The 23,123-nt window shown below is 62.2% G+C and carries 22 protein-coding genes; 4 read left to right on the top strand and 18 right to left on the bottom strand.

Translation table 11 applies throughout. The features are described 5' to 3' along the window. Positions 1-209 precede the first annotated feature (209 nt). The 6 genes from ispH to murJ all read right to left on the bottom strand — a co-directional run bounded on the left by ispH (position 210) and on the right by murJ (position 7,721). Positions 210-1,154 (bottom strand): 4-hydroxy-3-methylbut-2-enyl diphosphate reductase, encoded by a 945-nt coding sequence (gene ispH, locus PH586_RS01755; RefSeq protein WP_271346047.1) that lies wholly within the window; start codon positions 1,152-1,154, stop codon positions 210-212. 153 nt (positions 1,155-1,307) lie between these two features. Further along, complete coding sequence (locus PH586_RS01750) at positions 1,308-1,745, bottom strand: FKBP-type peptidyl-prolyl cis-trans isomerase (protein ID WP_271346046.1); 438 nt, start codon at positions 1,743-1,745, stop codon at positions 1,308-1,310. Beyond that, complete coding sequence (gene lspA / locus PH586_RS01745; RefSeq protein ID WP_271346045.1) at positions 1,742-2,242, bottom strand: signal peptidase II; 501 nt, start codon at positions 2,240-2,242, stop codon at positions 1,742-1,744. The genes PH586_RS01750 and lspA overlap by 4 nt, the downstream gene beginning before the upstream one ends. A 33-nt stretch (positions 2,243-2,275) precedes the next feature. Continuing rightward, entirely contained in the window at positions 2,276-5,107 is a 2,832-nt protein-coding gene (ileS, locus tag PH586_RS01740; protein WP_271346044.1) for an isoleucine--tRNA ligase, read from the bottom strand. Between the two features lie 10 nt (positions 5,108-5,117). Next, positions 5,118-6,056 (bottom strand): bifunctional riboflavin kinase/FAD synthetase, encoded by a 939-nt coding sequence (gene ribF, locus PH586_RS01735; RefSeq protein ID WP_271346043.1) that lies wholly within the window; start codon positions 6,054-6,056, stop codon positions 5,118-5,120. A 120-nt stretch (positions 6,057-6,176) separates the two neighbouring features. Further along, on the bottom strand, positions 6,177-7,721 hold the full coding sequence (murJ, locus tag PH586_RS01730; protein WP_271346042.1) for a murein biosynthesis integral membrane protein MurJ: 1,545 nt from the start codon (positions 7,719-7,721) through the stop codon (positions 6,177-6,179). Positions 7,722-7,920: 199 nt separating this feature from the next. Here murJ and rpsT point away from each other — a divergent pair, with 199 nt between their 5' ends. Then, the gene (gene rpsT, locus PH586_RS01725; RefSeq protein WP_172143820.1) at positions 7,921-8,199 is read left to right on the top strand and encodes a 30S ribosomal protein S20; all 279 of its coding nucleotides are present in this window, start codon (positions 7,921-7,923) and stop codon (positions 8,197-8,199) included. A gap of 369 nt (positions 8,200-8,568) precedes the next feature. Here rpsT and PH586_RS01720 read toward each other — a convergent pair whose 3' ends face one another. The 5 genes from PH586_RS01720 to rplU all read right to left on the bottom strand — a co-directional run bounded on the left by PH586_RS01720 (position 8,569) and on the right by rplU (position 12,395). Next, positions 8,569-9,033 (bottom strand): CreA family protein, encoded by a 465-nt coding sequence (locus PH586_RS01720; protein ID WP_271346041.1) that lies wholly within the window; start codon positions 9,031-9,033, stop codon positions 8,569-8,571. A gap of 10 nt (positions 9,034-9,043) precedes the next feature. Continuing rightward, positions 9,044-10,162 (bottom strand): glutamate 5-kinase, encoded by a 1,119-nt coding sequence (gene proB / locus PH586_RS01715; RefSeq protein ID WP_271346040.1) that lies wholly within the window; start codon positions 10,160-10,162, stop codon positions 9,044-9,046. A gap of 87 nt (positions 10,163-10,249) precedes the next feature. Then, complete coding sequence (gene cgtA, locus PH586_RS01710) at positions 10,250-11,473, bottom strand: Obg family GTPase CgtA (RefSeq protein WP_238040058.1); 1,224 nt, start codon at positions 11,471-11,473, stop codon at positions 10,250-10,252. 313 nt (positions 11,474-11,786) lie between these two features. Beyond that, on the bottom strand, positions 11,787-12,044 hold the full coding sequence (gene rpmA, locus PH586_RS01705) for a 50S ribosomal protein L27 (RefSeq protein WP_003176049.1): 258 nt from the start codon (positions 12,042-12,044) through the stop codon (positions 11,787-11,789). Positions 12,045-12,083: 39 nt separating this feature from the next. Beyond that, on the bottom strand, positions 12,084-12,395 hold the full coding sequence (rplU, locus tag PH586_RS01700) for a 50S ribosomal protein L21 (protein WP_090502086.1): 312 nt from the start codon (positions 12,393-12,395) through the stop codon (positions 12,084-12,086). 246 nt (positions 12,396-12,641) lie between these two features. Between rplU and PH586_RS01695 the strand changes: the two genes are divergently transcribed. Both PH586_RS01695 and PH586_RS01690 read left to right on the top strand, forming a co-directional pair. Further along, positions 12,642-13,610, top strand: coding sequence for a polyprenyl synthetase family protein (locus tag PH586_RS01695; RefSeq protein ID WP_271346038.1), 969 nt, complete (start codon positions 12,642-12,644; stop codon positions 13,608-13,610). Between the two features lie 129 nt (positions 13,611-13,739). Further along, complete coding sequence (locus PH586_RS01690; protein ID WP_271346037.1) at positions 13,740-13,967, top strand: PA4570 family protein; 228 nt, start codon at positions 13,740-13,742, stop codon at positions 13,965-13,967. Between the two features lie 89 nt (positions 13,968-14,056). Here the strand turns inward: PH586_RS01690 and PH586_RS01685 are convergent, their stop codons facing one another. The 6 genes from PH586_RS01685 to PH586_RS01660 all read right to left on the bottom strand — a co-directional run bounded on the left by PH586_RS01685 (position 14,057) and on the right by PH586_RS01660 (position 19,493). Further along, positions 14,057-14,674 (bottom strand): FKBP-type peptidyl-prolyl cis-trans isomerase, encoded by a 618-nt coding sequence (locus PH586_RS01685; RefSeq protein WP_271346036.1) that lies wholly within the window; start codon positions 14,672-14,674, stop codon positions 14,057-14,059. Positions 14,675-14,796: 122 nt separating this feature from the next. Then, positions 14,797-15,096 (bottom strand): DUF6482 family protein, encoded by a 300-nt coding sequence (locus PH586_RS01680; RefSeq protein WP_271346035.1) that lies wholly within the window; start codon positions 15,094-15,096, stop codon positions 14,797-14,799. A 136-nt stretch (positions 15,097-15,232) separates the two neighbouring features. Next, positions 15,233-15,730, bottom strand: a complete 498-nt coding sequence (locus PH586_RS01675) for a TIGR00645 family protein (RefSeq protein WP_271346034.1) — start codon at positions 15,728-15,730, stop codon at positions 15,233-15,235. A 200-nt stretch (positions 15,731-15,930) separates the two neighbouring features. Next, positions 15,931-16,272 (bottom strand): PA4575 family protein, encoded by a 342-nt coding sequence (locus PH586_RS01670; RefSeq protein ID WP_271346033.1) that lies wholly within the window; start codon positions 16,270-16,272, stop codon positions 15,931-15,933. Between the two features lie 197 nt (positions 16,273-16,469). Beyond that, positions 16,470-18,926: a Lon protease family protein gene (locus PH586_RS01665; RefSeq protein WP_271346032.1), complete on the bottom strand. Its 2,457-nt coding sequence runs from the start codon at positions 18,924-18,926 to the stop codon at positions 16,470-16,472. 237 nt (positions 18,927-19,163) lie between these two features. Next, the gene (locus PH586_RS01660; protein WP_271346031.1) at positions 19,164-19,493 is read right to left on the bottom strand and encodes a TraR/DksA family transcriptional regulator; all 330 of its coding nucleotides are present in this window, start codon (positions 19,491-19,493) and stop codon (positions 19,164-19,166) included. A 281-nt stretch (positions 19,494-19,774) separates the two neighbouring features. Between PH586_RS01660 and PH586_RS01655 the strand changes: the two genes are divergently transcribed. Beyond that, positions 19,775-20,995, top strand: a complete 1,221-nt coding sequence (locus PH586_RS01655) for an RtcB family protein (protein WP_271346030.1) — start codon at positions 19,775-19,777, stop codon at positions 20,993-20,995. Between the two features lie 61 nt (positions 20,996-21,056). On the opposite strand, the gene ettA is transcribed toward PH586_RS01655, so the two are convergent. Continuing rightward, positions 21,057-22,721 (bottom strand): energy-dependent translational throttle protein EttA, encoded by a 1,665-nt coding sequence (gene ettA / locus PH586_RS01650; RefSeq protein WP_271346029.1) that lies wholly within the window; start codon positions 22,719-22,721, stop codon positions 21,057-21,059. Between the last annotated feature and the right edge of the window lie 402 nt (positions 22,722-23,123).

The following is a 23,123-nucleotide window of genomic DNA, read 5'->3' as shown; positions in this document are numbered from 1 at the left end:
CGAGCACGGACGGCGTGCAATGGGTCACAGGCGCGACATACAAGCTGGCGGGTTGTCGCTTCGCGCCGATCGGAACGCCGCCCGGACCGCCCTACCCGCAGGCAGTGCGCCCTGGTTCGGCGGTGTGGCACCGACGTTGGCCGGCTGTCGCTGCGCTCCGAGCGGAACGCCACCCGGACCGCCCTATTCGCTAAGCCCAACTCCGGCGGTCAAAGCTGCTGAACGCGCAATTCCTTGGGCATGGAGAAGGTAACATTCTCCGGCCGCCCGGCCAGTTCGCTCTCGCCTGTCGCACCCCAGGCTTGCAATTGACTGACGACGCCGCGCACCAGCACTTCTGGGGCCGAGGCGCCAGCGGTGATGCCGATGCCGGCAACGCCGTCGAACCATTCGCGCTTGAGGTCTTCGGCGCCGTCGATCAGGTAGGCCGGGGTGCCCATGCGCTCGGCCAGTTCGCGCAGGCGGTTGGAGTTGGAGCTGTTGGGGCTGCCGACCACCAGCAGCACGTCGCACTCGGCGGCGAGTTGCTTGACCGCATCCTGGCGGTTCTGGGTGGCGTAGCAGATGTCGTCCTTGCGTGGCCCGCCGATGGCCGGGAACTTGGCGCGCAGGGCGTCGATGACCTTGCTGGTGTCGTCCATCGACAAGGTGGTCTGGGTGACGAAGGCCAGTGCCTCCGGGTTGTGCACCTGCAGGCGCTCGACATCGGCCTCGTCTTCCACCAGGTAGATGGCGCCGCCGTTGCTGGCGACATACTGGCCCATGGTGCCTTCGACTTCCGGGTGGCCGGCGTGGCCGATCAGGATGCATTCGCGACCTTCGCGGCTGTAGCGCACCACTTCCATGTGCACCTTGGTCACCAGGGGACAGGTGGCGTCGAAGATCTTCAGGCCGCGCTGCTCGGCCTCATTGCGCACGGCCTGGGATACGCCGTGGGCGCTGAAGATGACGATGACGTCGTCGGGGATCTGATCCAGCTCTTCGACGAAGATGGCGCCGCGTGCGCGCAGGTCCTCGACCACGAACTTGTTGTGCACCACTTCATGACGCACATAGATCGGCGGCCCGAAGACTTCCAGGGCACGGTTGACGATTTCGATGGCGCGGTCGACACCGGCGCAGAAGCCGCGGGGATTGGCGAGTTTGATATGCATGGTGGCTCTCGGCACGCGGAAACTTGAGGATGAAGAGTGTAACGCGGGACGCCTGTACGATCCCAGGCTCCGCGTGGCAACCGCCGGGGATTGCCGAGACGGACCTGTCGCCATCGACACAGAAGGAACCGGGTTCACCCTGCAGCTAGAGCCTCAGAGCGCCTTGACCGCGATGATCTCGACGTCGAAGCTCAGGGTCTTGCCGGCCAGCGGGTGATTGAAGTCGATGGTCACCTGGTTGTCGTCGAAGACCTTGACCACGCCCGGCAGCTCGGCATTGGCGGCGTCGTTGAAGATCACCAGCAAGCCATCGGAGAGCTCCATGTCCTTGAACTGGCTACGCGGCATGATCTGCACGTTTTGTGGGTTGGGCTGGCCGAAGCCATGTTCAGGCAACACCTGCACGGTGCGCTTGTCGCCCGCCTTGAAGCCGAACAATGCGGACTCGAAACCCGGCAACAAATTGCCGTCGCCGACCTTGAAGGTGGCGGGCTGCTTGTCGAACGTGCTGTCGACCACGTCGCCGTTTTCCAGCTTGAGGGCGAAGTGCAGGGTGACTTCCCTGTCCGGGCCGATACGTACATCAGTCATGGGGTGGTTTCTCCGGACTTGTTGCTTTTGAACATATCCAGCGCCAAGAGGATGGCGCCGAGGGTAATGGCGGAGTCCGCTATATTGAAGGCCGGGAAGTACCAGCGGTGTTGCCAGTGCACCAGGATGAAGTCGACCACATGGCCGAATATCACCCGGTCGAGCAGGTTGCCCAGCGCGCCGCCGAGTACCAGCGCCAGCGCCATGGCCAGCCAGGTTTCGTCCGGTTTCAGGCGCTTGAGCCAGACCACCAGCACGGCGCTGACGACGATGGCGATCAAGGCGAACAGCCAGCGCTGCCAGCCCGAGGCGCCAGCCAGGAAGCTGAACGCCGCACCGGTGTTGTAGGCCAGGGTCCAGCTGAAGTAATCGGGAATCACCACGATCTGCTGGTACAGGGTCAGCGCGTTGTCGAAGTAAAACTTGCTGGCCTGATCGATCACGAACACCAGCAGGCTCAGCCACAGCCAGGGCAACCGGCCGAAGCGGGCGCTCATGCTCTGCCTTCCTGGGCAACGGTACGCAGGGCATCACGCATAGTGACGAACCTCGCCGGCGCCTTCGATGTTGTCCACGCAGCGGACACAGATCTCCGGATGAGCCGGGTTGACCCCGACGTCTTCGCGGTGATGCCAGCAGCGTGCACACTTGGCGTGGCCGGACTTGAGCACTTTCAGCTTGAGGCCCGGCACTTCGGTCACCACCGCATCGCTCGGCGCACTGCTTAGCGGCGCCAGGCTGGCAGTGGATGTGATCAACACGAAGCGCAGCTCGTTGCCGAGCTTGTTCAGGTCGGCAATCAGGCTGTCTTCGGCGTAGAGGGTCACCTCGGCCTGCAGGTTGCCGCCGATGGCCTTGGCCGCACGCAGGTTTTCCATCTCTTTGTTGACCGCGACCTTGACCGCCATGACCCGCTCCCAGAACTCGCGGCTCATCTCGAGATCTTGTGGCAGCTCGCTCAGGCCCTGGTACCAGCCGTTGAGCATCACCGATTCGTTGCGTTCGCCCGGCAGGTACTGCCACAGCTCGTCGGCGGTGAAGGACAACACCGGGGCGATCCAGCGCACCAGCGCCTCGGCGATATGGAACAACGCGGTCTGGCAGGAACGCCGCGCCACGCTGTCGGCGGCGGTGGTGTACTGGCGGTCCTTGATGATGTCGAGGTAGAAACCGCCCAGCTCCTGCACGCAGAAGTTGTGCACCTTCTGGTAGACGTTCCAGAAGCGGTAGCTGTCGTAGGCTTCCTCGATCTCACGCTGCAGCAAGAGGGCACGATCCACCGCCCAGCGATCCAGGGCGAGCATGTCCGCGGCGGGCAGCACATGCTGCGCCGGGTCGAAACCGCTGAGGTTGGAAAGCAGGAAGCGTGCGGTGTTGCGAATCCGCCGGTAGGAATCGGCGCTGCGCTGCAGAATCAGCTTGGACACGGCCATTTCGCCGGAGTAGTCGGTGGACGACACCCACAGGCGCAGGATGTCGGCACCCAGGCTGTCGTTGACTTCCTGCGGAGCAACCACGTTGCCCAGCGACTTGGACATCTTGCGGCCGTTCTCGTCGACCACGAAGCCGTGGGTCAACAGCTCCTTGTAGGGCGCGTGACCGTCGATGGCGCTGCCGGTGAGCAGGGAGGAATGGAACCAGCCGCGGTGCTGGTCGGAGCCTTCCAGGTAGAGGTCGGCGCGCGGGCCAGTGGCATGACCGAGCGGATGGGAACCGCGCAGCACGTGCCAGTGGGTGGTGCCGGAGTCGAACCAGACGTCCAGGGTGTCGCTGATCTTGTCGTACTGCGCGGCCTCGTCGCCGAGCAATTCGGCGGCATCCAGCTTGAACCAGGCTTCGATGCCCGCCTGCTCGACGCGCAGCGCGACGGCCTCCATCAGCTCGGCGGTGCGCGGGTGCAGCTCACCGCTCTCCCTGTGCAGGAAGAACGGGATCGGCACGCCCCAGTTGCGCTGGCGCGAGATGCACCAGTCCGGCCGGCCGGCGATCATGCTGTGCAGCCGCGCCTGGCCCCAGGCCGGCACGAAGGCGGTCTGCTCGATGGCGGCCAAGGCCCGCTCGCGCAGGGTGTCGCCTTCGTTGGGCTGCTTGTCCATGCCGACGAACCACTGCGCGGTGGCGCGGTAGATCAGCGGGGTCTTGTGCCGCCAGCAGTGCATGTAGCTGTGCTGGATGACTTCGTGCTTGAGCAGGCAGCCGACTTCGTCGAGCTTGGCGACGATCGCCGGGTTGGCCTTCCAGATGAACTGACCACCGAAGAACGGCAGCGCTTCGACGTAGACGCCATTGCTCTGCACCGGGCTGAGAATGTCGTCATTGCTCATGCCGTAACCCTTGCAGGAGCGGAAGTCGTCTTCGCCGTAGGCCGGCGCCGAATGGACGATGCCGGTGCCCGCGCTCAGCTCGACATAATCGGCCAGGTAGACCGGGGCGAAACGCTCGTAGAACGGATGGCGGAAACGGATCAGCTCGAGCGCTTCGCCCTTGGCGATGGCGAGCACCTCGCCCTGCAGGCCATAGCGCTGCAGGCTGCTTTCGACCAGCTCTTCGGCCAGCAGCAGAAGCTTGTCGCCGGTATCGACCAGGGCATAGTTGAACTCGGGATGCACGTTGAGCGCCTGGTTGGCCGGGATGGTCCAGGGCGTGGTGGTCCAGATGACGATGCTGGCGGGCTTGCTCAGGCTGGCCAGGCCGAAGGCGGCGGCCAGCTTGTCGGCATCTTCGACCGGGAAAGCGACGTCGATGGCGTCGGATTTCTTGTCCTGGTATTCGACTTCGGCTTCGGCCAGCGCCGAGCCACAGTCGAAACACCAGTTGACCGGTTTCAGGCCCTTGAACACGAAGCCGTGCTTGACCATCTCGGCCAGGGCGCGGATTTCGCCGGCCTCGTTGGCGAAGTCCATGGTCTTGTACGGGTTGCTCCAGTCGCCGAGCACACCGAGGCGGATGAAGTCGGCCTTCTGCCCTTCAATCTGCTGGCCGGCATAGGTACGGCAGCGCTCGCGGGTGAGGTCGGACGGCTGATTCTTGCCAAAGGTGGTTTCGACCTTGTGCTCGATCGGCAGGCCGTGACAGTCCCAGCCCGGCACATAGGGGGCGTCATAACCGGACAGGGTCTTGGAGCGGGTGATGATGTCCTTGAGGATCTTGTTGACCGCATGACCGATATGAATGCTGCCGTTGGCATAGGGCGGGCCGTCGTGCAGGACGAACTTAGGCCGGCCTTCGCCCAGCTGCCGCAGCTTCTGATACAGACCCATGTCGTTCCAGCGCTGCAGAATCTGCGGCTCGCGCTGCGGCAGGCCGGCCTTCATCGGGAACTTGGTATCAGGCAGATTTAGCGTGGCTTTGTAGTCGGTCATTTCAGGCTCTTCACTTAAGCGGTTGACCCTGCCAATGGGCACGGGCGGCGGCAATATCGGCAGCAATTGCCGTCTTCAGTGCCTCGAGGGAGGCGAAACGCTGCTCTTCACGCAGCTTGTGGTGGAATGCCACCGTCAAACGCCGGCCATACAGATCACCGGCAAAATCCAACAAATGCACTTCGAGGTGGGCACTGCCATCGCCGGCCACGCTCGGGCGTACGCCGATATTGGCGACGCCTGGCCACGGCTGACCGTCCACTTCGGTGCTGACCAGGTACACCCCGGTCAGTGGCACGCGTTTGCGCTTGAGCTGCACATTGGCGGTCGGCGCATCCAGCTGGCGCCCCAGCTTCTGCCCGTGCAGTACGCGACCGGCGATCTGGAATGGACGTCCGAGCAGGTGTTCGGCCAAGGCGAAGTCGCCCGCGGCCAGGGCCTCGCGCACCCCGGTACTGCTGACGCGCAGGCCATCCAGCTCGACCGTGGCGGCAGCCTCGACGGTAAAGCCGTGGCGCTCACCGGCTTGCTCCAGAAAGGCGAAGTCGCCGACCCGGTCGCAACCGAAGCGGAAGTCGTCACCGACCTCCAGATGCCGCACATCCAGCCCCTCGATCAGGACTTTCTGCACGAACTCGGCGGCGCTCAACTCGCGCAAACGCGGATTGAAGCTCAGGCACAGCACCCGATCGACACCTTCGGCGGCCAGCAACGCGAGCTTGTCGCGCAAACGCGTCAGGCGCGCTGGCGCCGTGTCGGGGCCAAAGAACTCGCGCGGCTGCGGCTCGAAAATCACCACGCAACTGGGCAGCGCCAACTCGGCCGCGCGCTCACGCAAACGCGCCAGAATGGCCTGATGGCCACGATGGACGCCGTCGAAATTGCCAATAGTGGCGACACAGCCCCGATGCTGGGGCCGCAGGTTGTGTAGGCCTCGAACCAGCTGCATAACGCGCTTCTTGCTCATAAAGTGGCCGATTATACCCATGCTCGGCCCTCGGGCGTAGGGGCGATCGGCAGACAAGCACAATGCCGCACTCAAACCCAGCCACAAGAGGCCACTAGTGGATCAATGACGCAGATGCCGCAGGCGCAGCCCCAACGCCAGCAAGGCCGCGACAAACGCCAGCAGACCGCCGCCGACCAGCAGGCTCAACCAGAGCACGCGCTGCTGCCAGCCCCAGACGAACCACTCGGCCGGCGCCACATTCAACCACCAGACCAGTGCCACCATGGCCGCACAGGCGCCCAACAGGCGCAGGCCATACAAACCCCAGCCCGGCGCAGGGCGATACACGCCAATCTTGTACAGCCCCCAGAACAGCAGCACGGTATTGAGTAACGACGACAGCGAGGTCGCCAGCGCCAGGCCAACATGCTTCAAGGGCCAGATCAAAATCAGGTTGAACACCATGTTCGCCACCATGCAGATGATCGCGATCCGCACCGGGGTTTTCAGGTCCTGCCGAGCGAAGAACGCCGGCGCCAGCACCTTGATCAACATGAAGGCCAGCACGCCAAGCGAATAGGCCCGAAGCGCGGCGGCCGACTGCAGCACGTCACGCTCGGTCATCGCCCCGTAATGAAACAACGTGGCGATCAAGGGCTCGGCCAGGATCGCCAGTGCCAGCGCCGCCGGCACCCCGAGCAGCAACACCATGCGCAAGGCCCAGTCGATGGTGGCCGAAAATGCCTTGGGATCATCGCCGGCGTGCTGGCGCGACAGACTCGGCAGAATCACCGTACCAATGGCGATACCGAACGCCCCCAGGGGCAGTTCGGACAGACGGTCGGCGTAATACAGCCAGGACACGCTGCCGGTCTGCAGCAATGAGGCGAGCACGGTATCGAGCAGCAGGTTGATCTGGCTGACCGACACCCCGAACAGCGCCGGCACCATCAACAGCATGATCCGCCGCACACCCTCGTCGCGGTGCACCTTGGGCGTGGGCAGCAACTTGATCCGGGCCAGGAACGGCAACTGGAACAGCAACTGGGCAACCCCGGCGATCAGCACCCCCCAGGCCAGCGCCATGATCGGCTGGTCGAAATAGGGCGTCAGGTAAATGGCCGCGCCGATCATGCAGATATTCAGCAGTACCGGGGTAAACGAGGGCACGGCGAAACGCCCGTAGGCGTTCAATATCCCGCCAGAAAAGGCCGTGAGCGAAATCAGCAGCAAATAGGGAAAGGTGATCTGCAGCAGGTCCCCCGCCAACGCGAGCTTGGCCGGATCGCTGCGGAAACCGGGCGCGAACAGCATGATCAGATAAGGCGAGCCCACCACCCCCAGGGAGGTCAGTGCGGTCAACGTCAGCCCCAGGTAGCCCGCGGTGCGGTCGACCAGCTGCTTGACCTCGGCCAGACTGCGTTGCGTCCGGTATTCCGAAAGCACCGGGACAAACGCCTGGGCAAAGGCACCCTCGGCAAATAACCGGCGCAGAAAGTTGGGAATCTTGAAGGCAATGAAGAACGCATCGGCCGCCGAACCCGAACCGAAATAGGCGGCAACCACCATATCGCGTATCATGCCCAACACACGCGATAACAGGGTCATTACACTGACCACCGCGCTGGAACGTAACAAGCCGCCCTTCCCGGTACGCTCGGACATATGTAACCCCTTAGAAAAGGTCGCCGAGTTTACCGACCCGCATGGATACTGGGTAGAGCAAGCGGTGTGCCGTCGATTGTTGGCGACCAGCCGACAGACAGCAAGAAGATCCAAGCCAATAGGCTTGACAATGAGCAGAGGCCTCGGCATGATTCGCGGCCTTATTTGTTAGTAACCCCAGATTTCGAGGAGCTTGACGGTGGCCAATACACCTTCTGCCAAAAAACGCGCCAAACAGGCTGAGAAGCGTCGTAGCCATAACGCCAGCCAGCGCTCCATGGTCCGTACCTACATCAAGAACGTGGTCAAGGCTATCGACGCCAAAGATCTTGACGTAGCAAAAACCGCTTACACCCTGGCTGTGCCGATCATCGACCGCATGGCCGACAAAGGCATCATCCACAAGAACAAAGCAGCGCGTCATAAAAGCCGCCTGAATGGCCACATCAAGGCCCTCAGCGAAGCCGCAGCCGCCTAATAAGCGATTCGCGCTTTACTGCTTGTTCTTAAAAAACCGACCTCATGGTCGGTTTTTTATTGCCTGCGAAACGGCTAGCGACTCACCCTCAACGCACAACCGGCGCCCATGGGCTGGAGGCTTTCACGGGATGCGGCAGTCGTAGCGCTTTCGTAGAATGTGGCGGGCCGCGTAGGTTTGAGCACAGCGATACCCATCGAGCGGCTGTGCAACCGCCGGGCTTTATTGATTAGCCGCAGATCGTTGTGATGGGTATCGCTGCGCTCAACGCCATCCTGCGGAGGGGCAGCCTCAGTGCTTTTTAGGATGGAGCGTAGCGATACCCATCGGCAGCCACACGGATCACCCAGACTCGAGACATGAGCAGGCTCAGCGCTTTTCCGGCCAGGGCATGATCGGAATAGCGGTTACCGCGTTCTGCGGACTGCCCTCGATCACTCGATCGCTGTACACCAGATAGACCAGGGTGTTGCGCTTTTCATCGAAGAAACGCACCACCTGCATGGTCTTGAACACCAGCGAGGTGCGCTCGCGAAACACCTCTTCGCCCTCTTCCAGCTCATCCCTGAAGCTGACCGGCCCGACCTGACGACAGGCGATCGAGGCCTCGGCACGATCCTCCGCCAGGCCCAGGCCACCCTTGACCCCACCGGTCTTGGCGCGCGACAGATAGCAGGTGACACCCGCCACCTTGGGATCATCGAAGGCCTCGACCACGATCTTGTCGTTCGGCCCCATCAACTTGAACACCGTGGACACTTCACCTATCTGCTCGGCCGATGCGTACATCGGCAGCACCATCAGCGCACCCAGCAATCCCTTGAGCATTCGCATTACTACACCCTCAGACCAGAATCAGATTATCTCGATGGATCAACTCGGGCTCATCGATGTAACCGAGCAACCTTTCGATGGCATCCGACGACTGACCGATGATTTTCTGCGCCTCGAGCGCACTGTAATTGGCCAGGCCACGGGCGATTTCACGCCCCTCTGGATCGACACAGATCACCATCTCGCCACGCCGGAAGCTCCCCTGGAGCGCCCGAACCCCAACCGGCAACAGACTCTTGCGCCCGGTCGCCAAGGCCTTGACCGCCCCCGCATCCAGCACCAGGGTGCCACGGGTCTGCAGATGCCCGGCCAGCCACTGCTTGCGTGCCGCCAGCAGACCCCGCTCGGGCGCCAGCAGAGTCCCCAGGCGCTCACCCGCCTTGAGCCGCGCCAACACCTGCTCGATGGCGCCACCGACAATCACCGTGTGCGCACCGGAACGGGCCGCCAGCCGCGCCGCGCGCAGCTTGGTCTGCATGCCGCCACGCCCCAGCGCCCCACCCGCACCACTGGCCACGGCATCCAGCGCCGGGTCATCCGCGCGCGCCTCGTAAATCAACTCGGCATCGGGATTATGCCGCGGGTCGGCGGTATACATGCCGTCGCGATCAGTCAGGATGACCAGCAGATCGGCCTCGACCAGATTGGCCACCAACGCCGCCAAGGTATCGTTGTCGCCAAAGCGAATCTCATCGGTGACCACCGTATCGTTCTCGTTGATCACCGGAATCACATCCAGCTCGACCAGAGTCCGCAAGGTGCTGCGCGCATTGAGATAGCGCTTGCGATCCGACAGGTCGTCATGGGTCAGGAGAATCTGCGCCGTGCGCCGCGCATGCTCACCGAAACTCGACTCCCAGGCCTGAATCAGCACCATCTGACCAATGGCAGCGGCCGCCTGCAGTTCATGCATGGCCTTAGGCCGAGCGCTCCAACCGAGTCGACTCATGCCCGCCGCCACCGCACCCGAGGACACCAGCACCAGCTCCACACCCTGCGCACGCAAGGCCACCATCTGCTCGACCCACACCGCCATGGCCGCACGGTCCAGACCACGCCCATCGGCGGTAAGCAATGCACTACCGATCTTCACCACCCAGCGCCGCGCACTGGTCACCTTGTCACGCATGATCATCCAACCTTAGCCAGAAAGCGCCCAACGAATAACTCGGCTCAAGACAAGAACGCCGCAATTAAGCGGCGTTCAACAAGTTGCTTAATCCCGGACGTAAATGATTTCCGGGCCATCCTCATCATCTTCTTCGTCCCAGAAGCTGTCATCTTCCTCGACATCACCGACAGCCTTGACCCCGGTACGGCGCAACGCGCGCTTGTCGTCGAGCTTCTGCAACTGAGCGCGCGCCTCGTCTTCGATGCGCGTATCCAGCTCGGCCAACTCGGCGGCGAACTCGGGATTCTCCTGAATCCGCTCGGCGCGAGCCTCGAGGAAATCCATGATGTCGTAGCACAGCTGATCGGTGCCCTCGCGCGCCAGGGCGGAAATCACATAGACCGGGCCCTGCCAGTCGATCCGCGCAACGATTTCGGCGACACGCGCCTCCTGCTCTTCGTCGAGAATCTGGTCGGCCTTGTTCAGCACCAGCCAGCGCTCACGCTCGGCCAGGGAAGGACTGAACTTGGTCAGCTCGTCGACGATGGTGGCCGCCGACTCCGCCGGATCGGTCAGATCCAGTGGCGCCATGTCCACCAGGTGCAGCAACAGACGGGTGCGCGCCAGGTGCTTGAGGAAGCGAATGCCCAGACCGGCGCCATCGGAAGCACCCTCGATCAGCCCGGGAATGTCGGCAACGACGAAGCTCTTGTAGCGATCGACACTGACCACGCCCAGGTTTGGAATCAGGGTAGTGAACGGATAATCGGCAACTTTCGGCTTGGCCGCCGAAACGGAGCGAATAAAGGTGCTCTTGCCCGCATTCGGCAAACCGAGCAGGCCGACATCGGCCAACACCTTCAATTCCAGCTTGAGGTCGCGCGCATCGCCCGGCTTGCCCGGCGTGGTCTGCCGCGGCGCACGGTTGGTGCTGGACTTGAAGCGCGTGTTGCCCAGGCCATGCCAGCCGCCCTGAGCGACCAGCAGGCGCTGACCGGCGCGAACCAGATCGCCAATCACTTCCTGGGTACCCGCATCGATCACGGTGGTACCAATCGGCACCGGCAGGATCAGATCCTCACCCTTGGCTCCCGTGCAATCAGTACTACCACCCTTGTCACCATTCGGCGCCTGGAAGCGGCGGGTATAGCGGTAGTCCACCAGGGTATTGAGGTTCGCAAAAGCCTCGATATAAATCGAGCCGCCATCACCACCATCGCCACCGTTGGGACCACCGTTTTCGATGAACTTCTCACGGCGGAAGCTCATCATGCCGTTACCACCATCACCGGCCTTTACAGAAATCGATACTTCATCGACGAATTTCATAGGTACGCCTCCCGCAATCAAGCGGGTTATCTAAGAACCGGCTCAACGTCTGCTGCGCGTCGGCCCTGCCGCGTTAAAAACAGGCTCGGAATGCTCATTTACACCAGTAAACTCCGCTTCCTCGCCTGCTTTTGCCTTGCAGGACTCTAGCTCGCGAGACCTTGAACAGGTTCTAACGAGAAAACCAGGTTCTTGCAAAATTGACCTGCATTCAAATCGAACGCTACGCCCAGGACAGTTTGGCAAGAACCCCAAGAATACAGAAACAAAAAAGCCCCGTCGCAAGGACGGGGCTTTCCCAGCAGTCGCGCGATTAAGCGGCAACGACGCTCACGTAACGGCGGTTGAACGCGCCTTTTACTTCAAACTTGATCACGCCTTCGATTTTCGCGAAGAGGGTGTGATCCTTACCCATGCCTACGCCGTAACCGGCGTGGAACTGGGTACCGCGCTGACGCACGATGATGTTGCCAGGAATGATTTTCTGGCCGCCATACATCTTCACGCCAAGGCGTTTGGCTTCTGAGTCGCGACCGTTGCGGGTACTACCGCCAGCTTTTTTGTGTGCCATGAGTTCAATACTCCTATTAGAGGATCAGGCCGAAACGAATCAGGCTTGAATACCGGTGATTTTGATCTCGGTGTACCACTGACGGTGGCCCTGACGCTTCATATGGTGCTTACGACGACGGAACTTGATGATGGTGACCTTGTCGTGACGGCCTTGTGCAACGACCTCAGCCACAACCTTGGCACCTTCAACAACTGGCGCACCGATTTGCACGTCGTCGCCGTTGCCGACCAACAACACGCGATCAAAAGTAATGGCCTCGCCAGTGGCGAGTTCAAGCTTTTCGACCTTGAGGAATTCGCCTTCGGTGACCTTGTATTGCTTGCCACCAGTAACAATCACTGCGTACATGGTAAATCTCCGTTAATCCTGCTCACCCAGCGCTTTATAGAAAGAGTTATCGGCTGGCATGGCTGCTCGGGGCCGGATAAGACACCCTTGCAATTGCGTAAGTCAGGGAAATACCCAGGGGGAAGTTCAGGGTGCGCGATTGTACGCAAGCCACCGCCACGACGCAACACCCTCGACCACTTGCCTTGACAGCCCCTACCCCGCCCCATAGCATGCCGCGCAACCTATGAGGAGCACGTGCCGCTGATGCAACCCCAGGCTTTCTACCATGTGGTGGCGGATGACTTCACCGCCGTCGACGGCATCATCCGCCAACAACTCGTCTCGCGCGTGCCGCTGGTGGGAAAGATCGGCGACTACATCATTTCCGCTGGCGGCAAACGCCTGCGCCCGTTGCTGGTGCTGCTCAGCGGCAAGGCCCTGGGCCTGCAGGACGACAGACTGCGCTTGCTCGCCGCCACTATCGAGTTCCTGCATACCGCCACCCTGCTGCACGACGATGTGGTCGACATGTCCGACATGCGCCGCGGCCGCAGCACTGCCAACGCCCAGTGGGGCAACGCCCCTAGCGTACTGGTTGGCGACTTCCTCTATTCGCGCTCCTTCGAGATGATGGTCGAACTCGGCTCGATGCCGGTGATGAAGATCCTCTCCCGGGCCACCCGGGTCATCGCCGAAGGTGAAGTGCTGCAACTGTCGAAGATTCGCGACGCCAGCACCACCGAAGAAACCTATATGGAAGTCATCCGCGGCAAGACCGCGATGCTGTTCGAGGCCTCGACCCACAGCGCCGCCGCCCTGGCCGGCGCCTCGGCCGAGCAGACCGAAGCCCTGCGTACTTTTGGCGACAACCTCGGGGTGGCCTTCCAACTGGTTGACGACCTGCTCGACTACCGTGGCGATGCCACGACCCTGGGCAAGAATGTCGGCGACGACCTGGCCGAGGGTAAACCGACCCTGCCGCTGATCTACTGCATGCGCGAAGGCACTGCCGAACAGGCCGCCCTGGTGCGCCAGGCGATTCAGAAAGGCGGCATCGAGGATCTGGAAAGCATTCGCAATGCCGTGGAAGCCGCCGGTGCCCTGGACTACACCGCCCAGCAAGCCCGTGACTACGCCGAGCGCGCCATCGCCTGCCTCGATGCCCTACCCGCAAGCGAATACCGCGATGCCCTGATCGAGCTGAGCCGCTTCGCCGTCGCCCGCACCCACTGACGCCTGATGCGGCAAACAGAGCCCGTCCATGCGACGGGCTTTTTATTGCACGACAAGAGGCAGCGATTAGTACTTGCTATTAATTGAATAGGAATTATTCTCATCAGACCACTTGAAGGGAGATGAGTCATGACCTACTTGATCGATGCCTGGCTGGACCGACCACAGCCTTACCTGCGCATTCTCAATCGCAACACCGGCGAAGTTTGCGCGGTACTGGAAGAACAAGCGCTGGATGATCTACGCGATCAAGGCGACCTGGACCTGCATGAGCTGAACTCCAGCGAGCCGCTGGTACTCAAGGAATTGGTGCGCAACCTGTTTCTTTACTGCTATGCACGGGCATTGCGCCCGTGACACAGCGATATCACGTCCGCCGATGCAGCCGGACGACGGGACGAACGCAGGGTGGATGAGCAGAGCGTCATCCCCCCACGGAGCGCCGCTTAGAGAACTTCCAGCAGCTCGACGTCGAACACCAGCACGCTGTGCGGCGGGATGCTGCCAACGCCTTGCTCGCCGTAGGCCAGCTCGCTCGGCACGTACAGACGCCATTTGCTGCCGGCATTCATCAGCTGCAGGGCCTCGGTCCAGCCAGCGATCACGCCGCCAACCGGAAACTCAGCCGGCTGACCACGATCATAGGAGCTGTCGAAGACAGTACCGTCGATCAGAGTGCCATGGTAGTGAGCGCGAATGGTGTCTTCGTGCGTCGGCACCGCACCTGCGCCAGTGTTCAGCACTTCGTACTGCAGGCCGGAAGCCAATACGGTGATGCCATCACGCTTGGCATTCTCGGCGAGGAAGGCCAGACCGGCGCCTGCCGCGGCTTCGGCCTGGGCCTGAGCCTGAGCCTGCATGACATCACGGATTACCTTGAAGCTGGCCGTCAGATCGGCCTCGCTGACACGGCTTGGCAGCCCGGCGAAAGCATCGGAGATGCCCGCGATGATGGCTTCCAGGCTGGCACCCGGCGGCGGATTGTCGCGCAACTGACCGCCAAGTTGACGACCGATGCCGTAGCTGACGCGGGTTTCGTCAGTGGAAAGAGTGAGTTCGGACATGCAAAGGCTCCGCTGGGGCTAAAAAAGGGCGACCAGCCTAGCACAGCTGGATCGACCGCCCTACCGCCGCCACACCCAGCGCGCGTGCCGCCGTAAATCCCGGGCAGTGACAGGCCCAGCTTTCAGTGCGATGACGTCGGCCCAGACTTTATCCCCGGCTCATCGGCCATACCGCACATTTCGTCATGCACTTGCGCCTGCACCAGGTGCAGCGATGGCAGTTGCGGCAGGGGCTGCAGTACCTCGCGGGCATGCTCCAGCGAGCGCAGGTGGAGGATGTGACCATGACCATCTTCAAGCGTGAACGGCTGACCGCTCACACGTGCTTCCAGCAGGTAATAGTTGCCCCCTTCAAGGGAGATCAGGTTCAACTCTTCGACATGACCGGCGCGGGCATGACTGGAAAGGTCGTGCAGGTTCATGGGCTTACCTCGGGCTAACGACTCGTACAGATTCCATAAGGATAGTCGCTGCACAAGAGCCGAGACGCACCAGGCACCAGGCAAACCGCCCGCCCGTTTTGCAACGGCCGGGCGGCGGGTCAGGCGCAGGCCGGGATCAGTCGGCTTGGTATTTGGTCAGCTTATCCAGATAACCCATGGCGAACGCCGAGCCGACGAAAGTCAGGTGAATGATCACGTACCACTTGAGGTGCTCGACATCATAGTTCTTGGCATCCATGAACACCTTGAGCAGATGAATCGAGGAAATCGCCACTATCGAGGCCGCCACCTTCATCTTCAGCGAGCCTGAATCCATCTTGCCCAGCCAGCTGAGCTTTTCGGTACCCTCGTTGATATTCAACTGAGAGACGAAGTTTTCATAGCCCGACAGCATCACCATCACCAGCAAGCCGCCCACCAGGGCCATGTCGATCAACGACAACAGACGCAAGATCAGATCCGCTTCGCTCAGGGCGAAGATCGCCGGCAGGATGTGGTAGACCTCTTGAAAGAACTTGATCGACAGCGCCAGCACCGCCAATGACAGCCCGAAGTAAATTGGCGCCAGCAACCAGCGCGAGGCGTACATCGTGTTCTCGATTAAGCGTTCCATGGGGTCTCGCAAATGGCCAATAAAGCAGCCGGCGAGTATACCCAGCGTTCCTCGGCAGACAAAGGCGCACGCAGGCACCGCTGCATTTCGCTTATCCCCAGCAACTGTGGATAACCTTGTGGGCAGGCTCGGGATTAAAGCGGCCACCCCAGCTACGACCGGCCTTGCCGGCGGCTGTTCAAAAGACGATCAGACGGTACTCAGTTATCCGGCTGAAACTGGAAGCAACCCTGATGGCCGCACCGATCGCCATTCATACGGCGCAGTTCGGCCTGGATATGCAGCCGCCAGATCGGCAGCTCGGTGCATTCGCTGTAACCCTGAACCAGCAGGCTTTCGACAATCCCGGCGAGCACCCCTTCGGCCACAACAGGCCCACAGAATGGGCCTTGCGCCTTAATGACAGAGGGTTGGGCACCGGACAGGCCGGCGGCACAGATCAATGTCCAGAGACCCTTATCGCCAGCCAGCGGCAATACCACACACTCGATACGGGTAATCAGACCCAGACATTGACGGGTGAGACAGAGGCTGCGTGACATGATGGCGACCCTCATGTGACCAGGACTTCAGCCTACACCCGTACGGGCGGCGCAGGGAAGCCGCCAGTCAGCCCGGCCCGCTGTGGATAACTGTGTGGATGAAATCCTCCGCCCCCCAGGCGGCAGGGCCGCGCCGAAACCTGGCCCGACCCACCGGTTGCGCCCGCAGCCCGCCAGACAGCGGACGCATGGCGGGGTCAGGCAGCCGGTTTCTTCGCTCGCGGCTTTTTCTCCTTGGGCAGCGCCACCAGCACTTCGCTCTTCACCTCCTTGTCATCCTCGCCCATGTCGATTTCGGCGATCTCGCGTAAGCGTTCGACCACCCGCGCATTGACGCTGCCAGGCGGAAATTTGCCTTCGGCGTTTGGCGTGCCGGCATCTTCGCCGACCAGCAGGCTCAATGCCTCGTCGACCTGGCGCACTGCGTAGATATGGAATTGCCCGGCCCGCACCGCCTGCAGCACGCGCTCATCAAGCATCAGGGTGGCGATGTTGGAGTGCGGAATGATCGCCCCCTGCTCGCCCGTCAGCCCCCGGGCCTCGCACAGGCGGAAGAAGCCTTCGATCTTCTCATTGGCCCCGCCGACCGCCTGCACCTCGCCGAACTGGTTGATCGAGCCGGTGATGGCAAAACACTGCTTGAGCGGACGACGCGACAAGGCGGAAATCAGCGTGCAGACCTCACCCAGCGAAGCACTGTCGCCGTCGACATAACCATAGGATTGCTCCAGGGCAATGCTCGCGGAAATTTCCAGGGGAAACTCCTGGGCATAGCGGCTACCCAGGTAACCGGTGAGGATCATCACGCCTTTGGAGTGAATCGGCTGGCCGAGGTTGACCTCGCGCTCGATGTCGACGATGCCCGAACCGCCAGGATAGACAGTGGCGGAAATCCGCGCTGGCACGCCGAAGGCCGAGTCGCCGACTTCCAGCACGGTCAAGCCGTTGCACTTGCCAACGGCGGCACCCGCGGTGTCGATCAGAATAACCCCCGCCAGCATGTCGTCGATGATCCGCGCCGACACGCGGCCGGTACGGGTCGCCTTGGCCTTCAATGCACGCTCGATATGGCCGACGTCGGTGACCGCCTCACTGGCCAGCTGGCGAATGAAGTCGGCCTCGCTGACCAGCTGGAACAGATCGCCGATGCGCGCCGACAAACGCCCCTGGTGCTCAGCCAGACGCGCACTGAAGGTCGCCAGTCGCGCCACCGCCGCAGCCGTCAGCGGCGCCATGCCTTCTTCCATGGTGCGGGTCTTCATCAACTGGGCGAACTGTTCCAGGCTCTCATTGGCCAGGGGAATGTCCTCGTCGAAGTCGACCAGCACGCGGAACATCTCCTGGAAGTCCGGGTCGTGATCCTGCAACGCGTAGTACAGCTGGCGCGCGCCGATGATGATCACCTTGACCTGCAAGGGAATAACCTGCGGATTGAGGGTCACGGTGGCGATGCGGCCGAGGTCGCCGAGCGGCGATTCCATCTTCAGCTGGCGCGAATGCAGGGCACGCTTAAGGGCATCCCAGACGAACGGCTCGCCAAGCATCTTCTCCGCCTCGAGGATCAGAAAGCCGCCGTTGGCGCGGTGCAAGGCACCGGGGCGTAGCTGCCGGTAGCTGGTGTAGAGCGCACCCTGGTCGGCGTTATATTCGATGCGACCGAACAGGTTGTCGTAAGTCGGGTGCGATTCAAAGACCACCGGCGCGCCGCCATCGACATGATGGCCAACCACCAGACTCGGGCAATACTGCTCTTCCAGCAGCATGCGAGTCTGCGCGTCGGCCTTATCTACTTCGACCAACTGGTCGACCACGGTCTTCAGCAGGTTGACCTGCACCGCTTGCAGGTAGGCACAGACACCGGCATTTTCGGCGTATTTTTCCGACAACGGCGCCAGCAATGGCTGCAGCGCCACGGTGATGGTTTCTTCATTGAGCTGGCGTAACTGGTTGCTCGACTCGCGCTTCCACTGCGGCAGGCTAGCCAACTCTTCGTTGAGCCGTTCTTCCAGGGTGGAGATGTCGATATGGAAGCGCTCGCGCTCGGCCTCCGGCAACTGGGCGAACTCCGCCTCATCCAGGGCCTTGCCCTCGAGCATCGGGGTGAAGGCGATATTGCTGCTATCGCGGTACAAGGCCACGCCCTTTTCCAACGATAAACGCTCGATCACATCCAGCGCCTGGTCGTAGCGCTTGTTGAAGGCGCGGTCGATGGCGCTCTTCTTCTGCTGGTAGGAGGGGTGCTCGAACACCGCGGGAAAGGTCGCCAGCAAGTTGTCGATCAGCAGATTGATGTCGCCGATGAACGCCCCGGCACTACCCGCGGGCAACTCCAGCGCGCGCGGCTCGCGCGGCTCATCGAAGTGATTGACGTAGACGTGATCCGCCGGGGTCGCCAGGCGTTTGGCTTCGGCCTTGAGGTAACGCTTGACGAAAGAAAAGCGCCCGGTACCGGGCTCGCCCATGACAAATACGTTGTAACCGGGGCGCGGCATCGCCACACCGAACTGCAGGGCTTCGACCGCGCGCTCCTGGCCCAACACACCGCGAAAAGGCTCCAGGTCATCGGTGTTGGTGAAGTTGAACTGCTCGGGCGAGAATGGACGGGTGAGAGCTTCAGGTGCCAACCGCAAATGGGCTGTAACGGAGTCTGGCATTGGAAATCCTTGAACGGGGGGCTGGTGAAATCATGGCTGCATCAGCCGTCATCCACAAGTCGCAAGGTTGATCACGGGCACGCGAAAAAAGCCTGCGTGCATCAGACCAGCAGCCATGCTCATGCGCCTGCGCCAGCAAGACGCTATCCTCCGGGCCTACCCACCCTGCCCGTGGCATCGCGATCAAGCGCTGCCGGCCGCTGCCAGAGCAACTGGAAAGGAGCCCAGGCAGCACTGCTAGCCGGCAGTTACGTGATCGGCACAGGCCAGGCAATACTCGGCAGCCGGCAACACCTGCAAACGCGCGACCTCGATCGGCTTGCCGCAGCGCAGGCAGTCGCCATAGGTGCCTTCGGCCAGCCTCAGCTTGGCCATGCCCACCTGACGCATGCCCTTCTCGGCTTCGGCCTGCAGGGCTTCGAGCACCTCATCGTTCTGTCGCTGCAGGGCCTGTTCGGCAAAATCCGGCGAGTGGCTGCGGGCCAAGTCCCGTCGAATCGCATTGGCCCGCGCACTGTACTCGGCGAACAGGGCATCGAGCGCCGCCTGGGGATCGAAAGCAGACATAGACATACTCCTTGGTGGTCAACAACGAGACAACGCGCGGTCACGGCAACGCCCCGCAGGCCACAAGGCAAGGCGTTGCAACGCAACTGGCCGGCCCGAAAGGTGTTCAACGGTCTATTCAGTGTGGACGCTGCCACACAGTCTGCATAACCGCCGATGAAAACTTGTGCCAGGAGCCTGCGCCTGGCTGGCCACAGCTGTTTCCAGCTGTTGGCCGGGGCGGCGAATGAGTGCATGCTGAATCGGTAGCGCCCGAACACTGGGCAAGGCTGGCAAACCCGATGAAGCACAGCTCACCGCAGATTCTCCAGACCGCCAATGGCAAGCCGGTCAAACTCTGGACCCAGGGCGTACCGCTCGAGGCGCAAGCCCGCCAGCAACTGCTGGAAACGGCAACCCTGCCGTTCATCTTCAAGCACCTGGCGGTAATGCCGGACGTGCACCTGGGCAAGGGCTCGACCATCGGCAGCGTGATCCCCACCATCGGCGCCATCATCCCGGCCGCCGTGGGCGTGGATATCGGCTGCGGCATGATCGCCGCGCGCACTTCGCTGCAGGCCAGCGACCTGCCGGACAGCCTGCATCGCCTGCGTAGCGCCATCGAGCAGGCCGTGCCGCATGGCAAGACCTTCGGCAAGCATGACCAGGGCGCCTGGCAATGGGTGCCGGAGGCCGCCGAGCGGGCCTGGGCAACGCTGGCCGGACGTTTCAGAGCCATCACCGACAAATACCCGCGTCTGGAGAAGACCAATAACCGCGTTCACCTGGGCACCCTGGGCGGCGGCAACCACTTCATCGAGGTGTGCCTGGACGAGCAGGACCGGGTCTGGTTCATGCTGCACAGTGGTTCGCGCGGGGTCGGCAATGCCATCGGCACGCTGTTCATCGAACTGGCCCAGGCCGACATGCGCCAGCAGCTCGGCAACCTGCCGAACAAGGACCTCGCCTACCTTGAGGAAGGCAGCCAGCACTTCGCCGACTACGTGGAGGCGGTCGGCTGGGCCCAGGACTTCGCCCGGCACAATCGTGCGCTGATGATGGAGGCGGTGATCGCCGCGGCGCGCCAGGTGATCGGCAAGCCCTTCAAGGTCAACCTGGAGGCAGTGAACTGCCACCACAACTACGTGCAGCGCGAGCACCACTTCGGCCAGGATGTGCTGATCACCCGCAAGGGCGCCTTGTCGGCGCGCAAGGGCGAACTGGGCATCATCCCCGGTTCCATGGGGGCCAAGAGTTTTATCGTCCGCGGCCTGGGCAATCCGCAGGCGTTCAATTCCTGCAGTCACGGCGCCGGACGGGTGATGAGCCGCAGCCAGGCCAAGAAGCTGTTTACCGTCGAGGACCAGCGGCGCACCACGGCCCACGTCGAATGCCGCAAGGACAAGGCGGTGATCGACGAAATCCCCCTGGCGTACAAGGACATCGACGCGGTGATGCAGGCCCAGAGCGATCTGGTCGAAGTGGTGCATACCCTGCGCCAAGTGGTCTGCGTCAAGGGCTAAGGCCTGCAGGCCCCATAAAAAAACGGAGCCCGAGGGCTCCGTTTCTGTTTGCAGCGGCGGCTTACGCCAGTTTCTTGTGCCGCACCCGGTGCGGCTGGGAGGCGGCGTCGCCGAGGCGTTTCTTGCGGTCGGCCTCGTACTCGGTGTAGTTGCCCTCGAAGAACTCGATGTGCGAGTCGTCCTCGTACGCCAGGATGTGCGTCGCCACACGGTCGAGGAACCAGCGATCGTGAGAGATGACGATGGCCGCGCCGGGGAAGTCGAGCAGCGCTTCCTCCAGCGAACGCAGGGTTTCCACGTCGAGGTCGTTGGACGGTTCGTCGAGCAGCAGGACGTTGGCGCCCTCCTTCAGGGTCAGGGCCAGGTGCAGACGGCCACGCTCACCACCGGAGAGGTCCTTGACGAACTTCTGCTGGTCGCCGCCCTTGAAGTTGAAGCGACCGACGTAGGTACGCGACGGAATCTCGTAGTTGCCGATGCGAATCTGGTCGGAACCATTGGAAATCATCTCGAACACCGACTTGCTGCCATCGAGGTCGTCGCGACTCTGGTCGACGCAGGCCAGCTGCACGGTGTCACCGATCTCGATGCTGCCGGAGTCTGGCTGTTCCTTGCCCATCAGCATGCGGAACAGGGTCGACTTGCCGGCGCCGTTGCCGCCGATCACCCCGACGATGGCGCCCTTGGGCATGCTGAACGACAGGTTGTCGATCAGCGCACGGTCGCCGTATGCCTTGCTCACGTTGACGAAGTCGATGACCTTGTCACCCAGGCGCGGACCGGCCGGGATGTAGATCTCGTTGGTTTCGCTGCGCTTCTGGAATTCCTGCGACTGCAGTTCCTCGAAGCGCTGCAGACGGGCCTTGGATTTCGACTGACGGGCCTTGGCGCCTTTGCGCACCCACTCCAGCTCTTCCTTCATGGCCTTTTCGTGGGCCGACTGCTGCTTGGATTCCTGGGCCAGACGATCCGACTTGGCCTCCAGCCAGCCGGAGTAGTTGCCCTCGTAGGGAATGCCAGCGCCACGGTCGAGCTCGAGAATCCAGCCGGCGACGTTATCCAGGAAGTAGCGATCGTGGGTGATTGCCACCACGGTACCGGGGAAGTCGTGGAGGAAATGTTCCAGCCAGGCCACCGAATCGGCGTCCAGGTGGTTGGTCGGCTCGTCGAGCAGGAGCATGTCGGGCGCCGACAGCAGCAGGCGGCACAGCGCCACGCGGCGCTTCTCACCACCGGACAGCACGGCAACCTTGGCATCCCAGGCCGGCAGACGCAGGGCGTCGGCGGCGACTTCCAGCTGGCGCTCGAGGTTGTGGCCGTCGCTGGCTTGCAGGATGGCTTCCAGCTTGGCCTGTTCGGCGGCCAGCTTGTCGAAATCGGCATCCGGCTCGGCGTATTCGGCATACACCTGATCGAGGCGCGCCTGGGCGTCCTTGATCACGCTGACGGCCTCTTCGACCACTTCACGCACGGTCTTGCTCGGATCGAGTTGCGGCTCCTGCGGCAGATAACCGACATTCAGCTCGGGCATCGGCCGGGCCTCGCCGTCGAACTCGCTGTCGACACCGGCCATGATTTTCAATAGGGTGGATTTGCCCGAACCATTGAGGCCGAGCACGCCAATCTTGGCGCCAGGGAAAAACGACAGGGAAATGTTCTTGAGGATTTCCCGCTTCGGCGGCACTACCTTGCTCAGCCGGTGCATGGTGTAAACGTATTGGGCCATGAATAACCTTGGTTCTAAGACAGAAAACTGAAAATGGCTGCAGGGAGTCGCGCGACGAACGCAAGACCATGGCTGATGGCACCTGACAGAACACCCGGTTCCACCTACCAGCGGGCTTGTCGAAAACGCCCATTACAGCTCCCGCGCGCATGCGACAAAGCTACCGGAATGCGCCGTGCAGGGCAAACGACGCTGGTCAGCGGCACTGGCACTTCGCAACGGTTATGGCATGCTAGCGCCGCGCCCGCGCGCCCGTCTGCCTTGCAGGAAGGCAAATCCAGGAAAAGACAAGGGCACGCCCTGCTTTAATCGAGCCGTAATGGCAGGATCGTCATCAAGTGCCAAGTCACACATCACCACTGTTACCGCACCCACCGGGCGAGCCGCTGACGCCACCCTGGC

Origin of the sequence: Pseudomonas aestuarii, assembly GCF_027988105.1 — a bacterium.
Taxonomy (GTDB): Bacteria; Pseudomonadota; Gammaproteobacteria; order Pseudomonadales; family Pseudomonadaceae; genus Aquipseudomonas; species Aquipseudomonas aestuarii.
Note: the sequence above shows the minus strand (reverse complement) of the source record. Positions and strands in the feature narration are given on the sequence as shown.

Coding starts and splice junctions, on each gene's coding strand:
- ispH (WP_271346047.1), bottom strand. CDS start 1,154: ATGCATATCAAACTCGCCAATCCCCGCGGCTTCTGCGCCGGTGTCGAC.
- PH586_RS01750 (WP_271346046.1), bottom strand. CDS start 1,745: ATGACTGATGTACGTATCGGCCCGGACAGGGAAGTCACCCTGCACTTC.
- lspA (WP_271346045.1), bottom strand. CDS start 2,242: ATGAGCGCCCGCTTCGGCCGGTTGCCCTGGCTGTGGCTGAGCCTGCTG.
- ileS (WP_271346044.1), bottom strand. CDS start 5,107: ATGACCGACTACAAAGCCACGCTAAATCTGCCTGATACCAAGTTCCCG.
- ribF (WP_271346043.1), bottom strand. CDS start 6,056: ATGCAGCTGGTTCGAGGCCTACACAACCTGCGGCCCCAGCATCGGGGC.
- murJ (WP_271346042.1), bottom strand. CDS start 7,721: ATGTCCGAGCGTACCGGGAAGGGCGGCTTGTTACGTTCCAGCGCGGTG.
- PH586_RS01720 (WP_271346041.1), bottom strand. CDS start 9,033: ATGCGAATGCTCAAGGGATTGCTGGGTGCGCTGATGGTGCTGCCGATG.
- proB (WP_271346040.1), bottom strand. CDS start 10,162: ATGCGTGACAAGGTGACCAGTGCGCGGCGCTGGGTGGTGAAGATCGGT.
- cgtA (WP_238040058.1), bottom strand. CDS start 11,473: ATGAAATTCGTCGATGAAGTATCGATTTCTGTAAAGGCCGGTGATGGT.
- rpmA (WP_003176049.1), bottom strand. CDS start 12,044: ATGGCACACAAAAAAGCTGGCGGTAGTACCCGCAACGGTCGCGACTCA.
- rplU (WP_090502086.1), bottom strand. CDS start 12,395: ATGTACGCAGTGATTGTTACTGGTGGCAAGCAATACAAGGTCACCGAA.
- PH586_RS01695 (WP_271346038.1), top strand. CDS start 12,642: ATGCAACCCCAGGCTTTCTACCATGTGGTGGCGGATGACTTCACCGCC.
- PH586_RS01690 (WP_271346037.1), top strand. CDS start 13,740: ATGACCTACTTGATCGATGCCTGGCTGGACCGACCACAGCCTTACCTG.
- PH586_RS01685 (WP_271346036.1), bottom strand. CDS start 14,674: ATGTCCGAACTCACTCTTTCCACTGACGAAACCCGCGTCAGCTACGGC.
- PH586_RS01680 (WP_271346035.1), bottom strand. CDS start 15,096: ATGAACCTGCACGACCTTTCCAGTCATGCCCGCGCCGGTCATGTCGAA.
- PH586_RS01675 (WP_271346034.1), bottom strand. CDS start 15,730: ATGGAACGCTTAATCGAGAACACGATGTACGCCTCGCGCTGGTTGCTG.
- PH586_RS01670 (WP_271346033.1), bottom strand. CDS start 16,272: ATGTCACGCAGCCTCTGTCTCACCCGTCAATGTCTGGGTCTGATTACC.
- PH586_RS01665 (WP_271346032.1), bottom strand. CDS start 18,926: ATGCCAGACTCCGTTACAGCCCATTTGCGGTTGGCACCTGAAGCTCTC.
- PH586_RS01660 (WP_271346031.1), bottom strand. CDS start 19,493: ATGTCTGCTTTCGATCCCCAGGCGGCGCTCGATGCCCTGTTCGCCGAG.
- PH586_RS01655 (WP_271346030.1), top strand. CDS start 19,775: ATGAAGCACAGCTCACCGCAGATTCTCCAGACCGCCAATGGCAAGCCG.
- ettA (WP_271346029.1), bottom strand. CDS start 22,721: ATGGCCCAATACGTTTACACCATGCACCGGCTGAGCAAGGTAGTGCCG.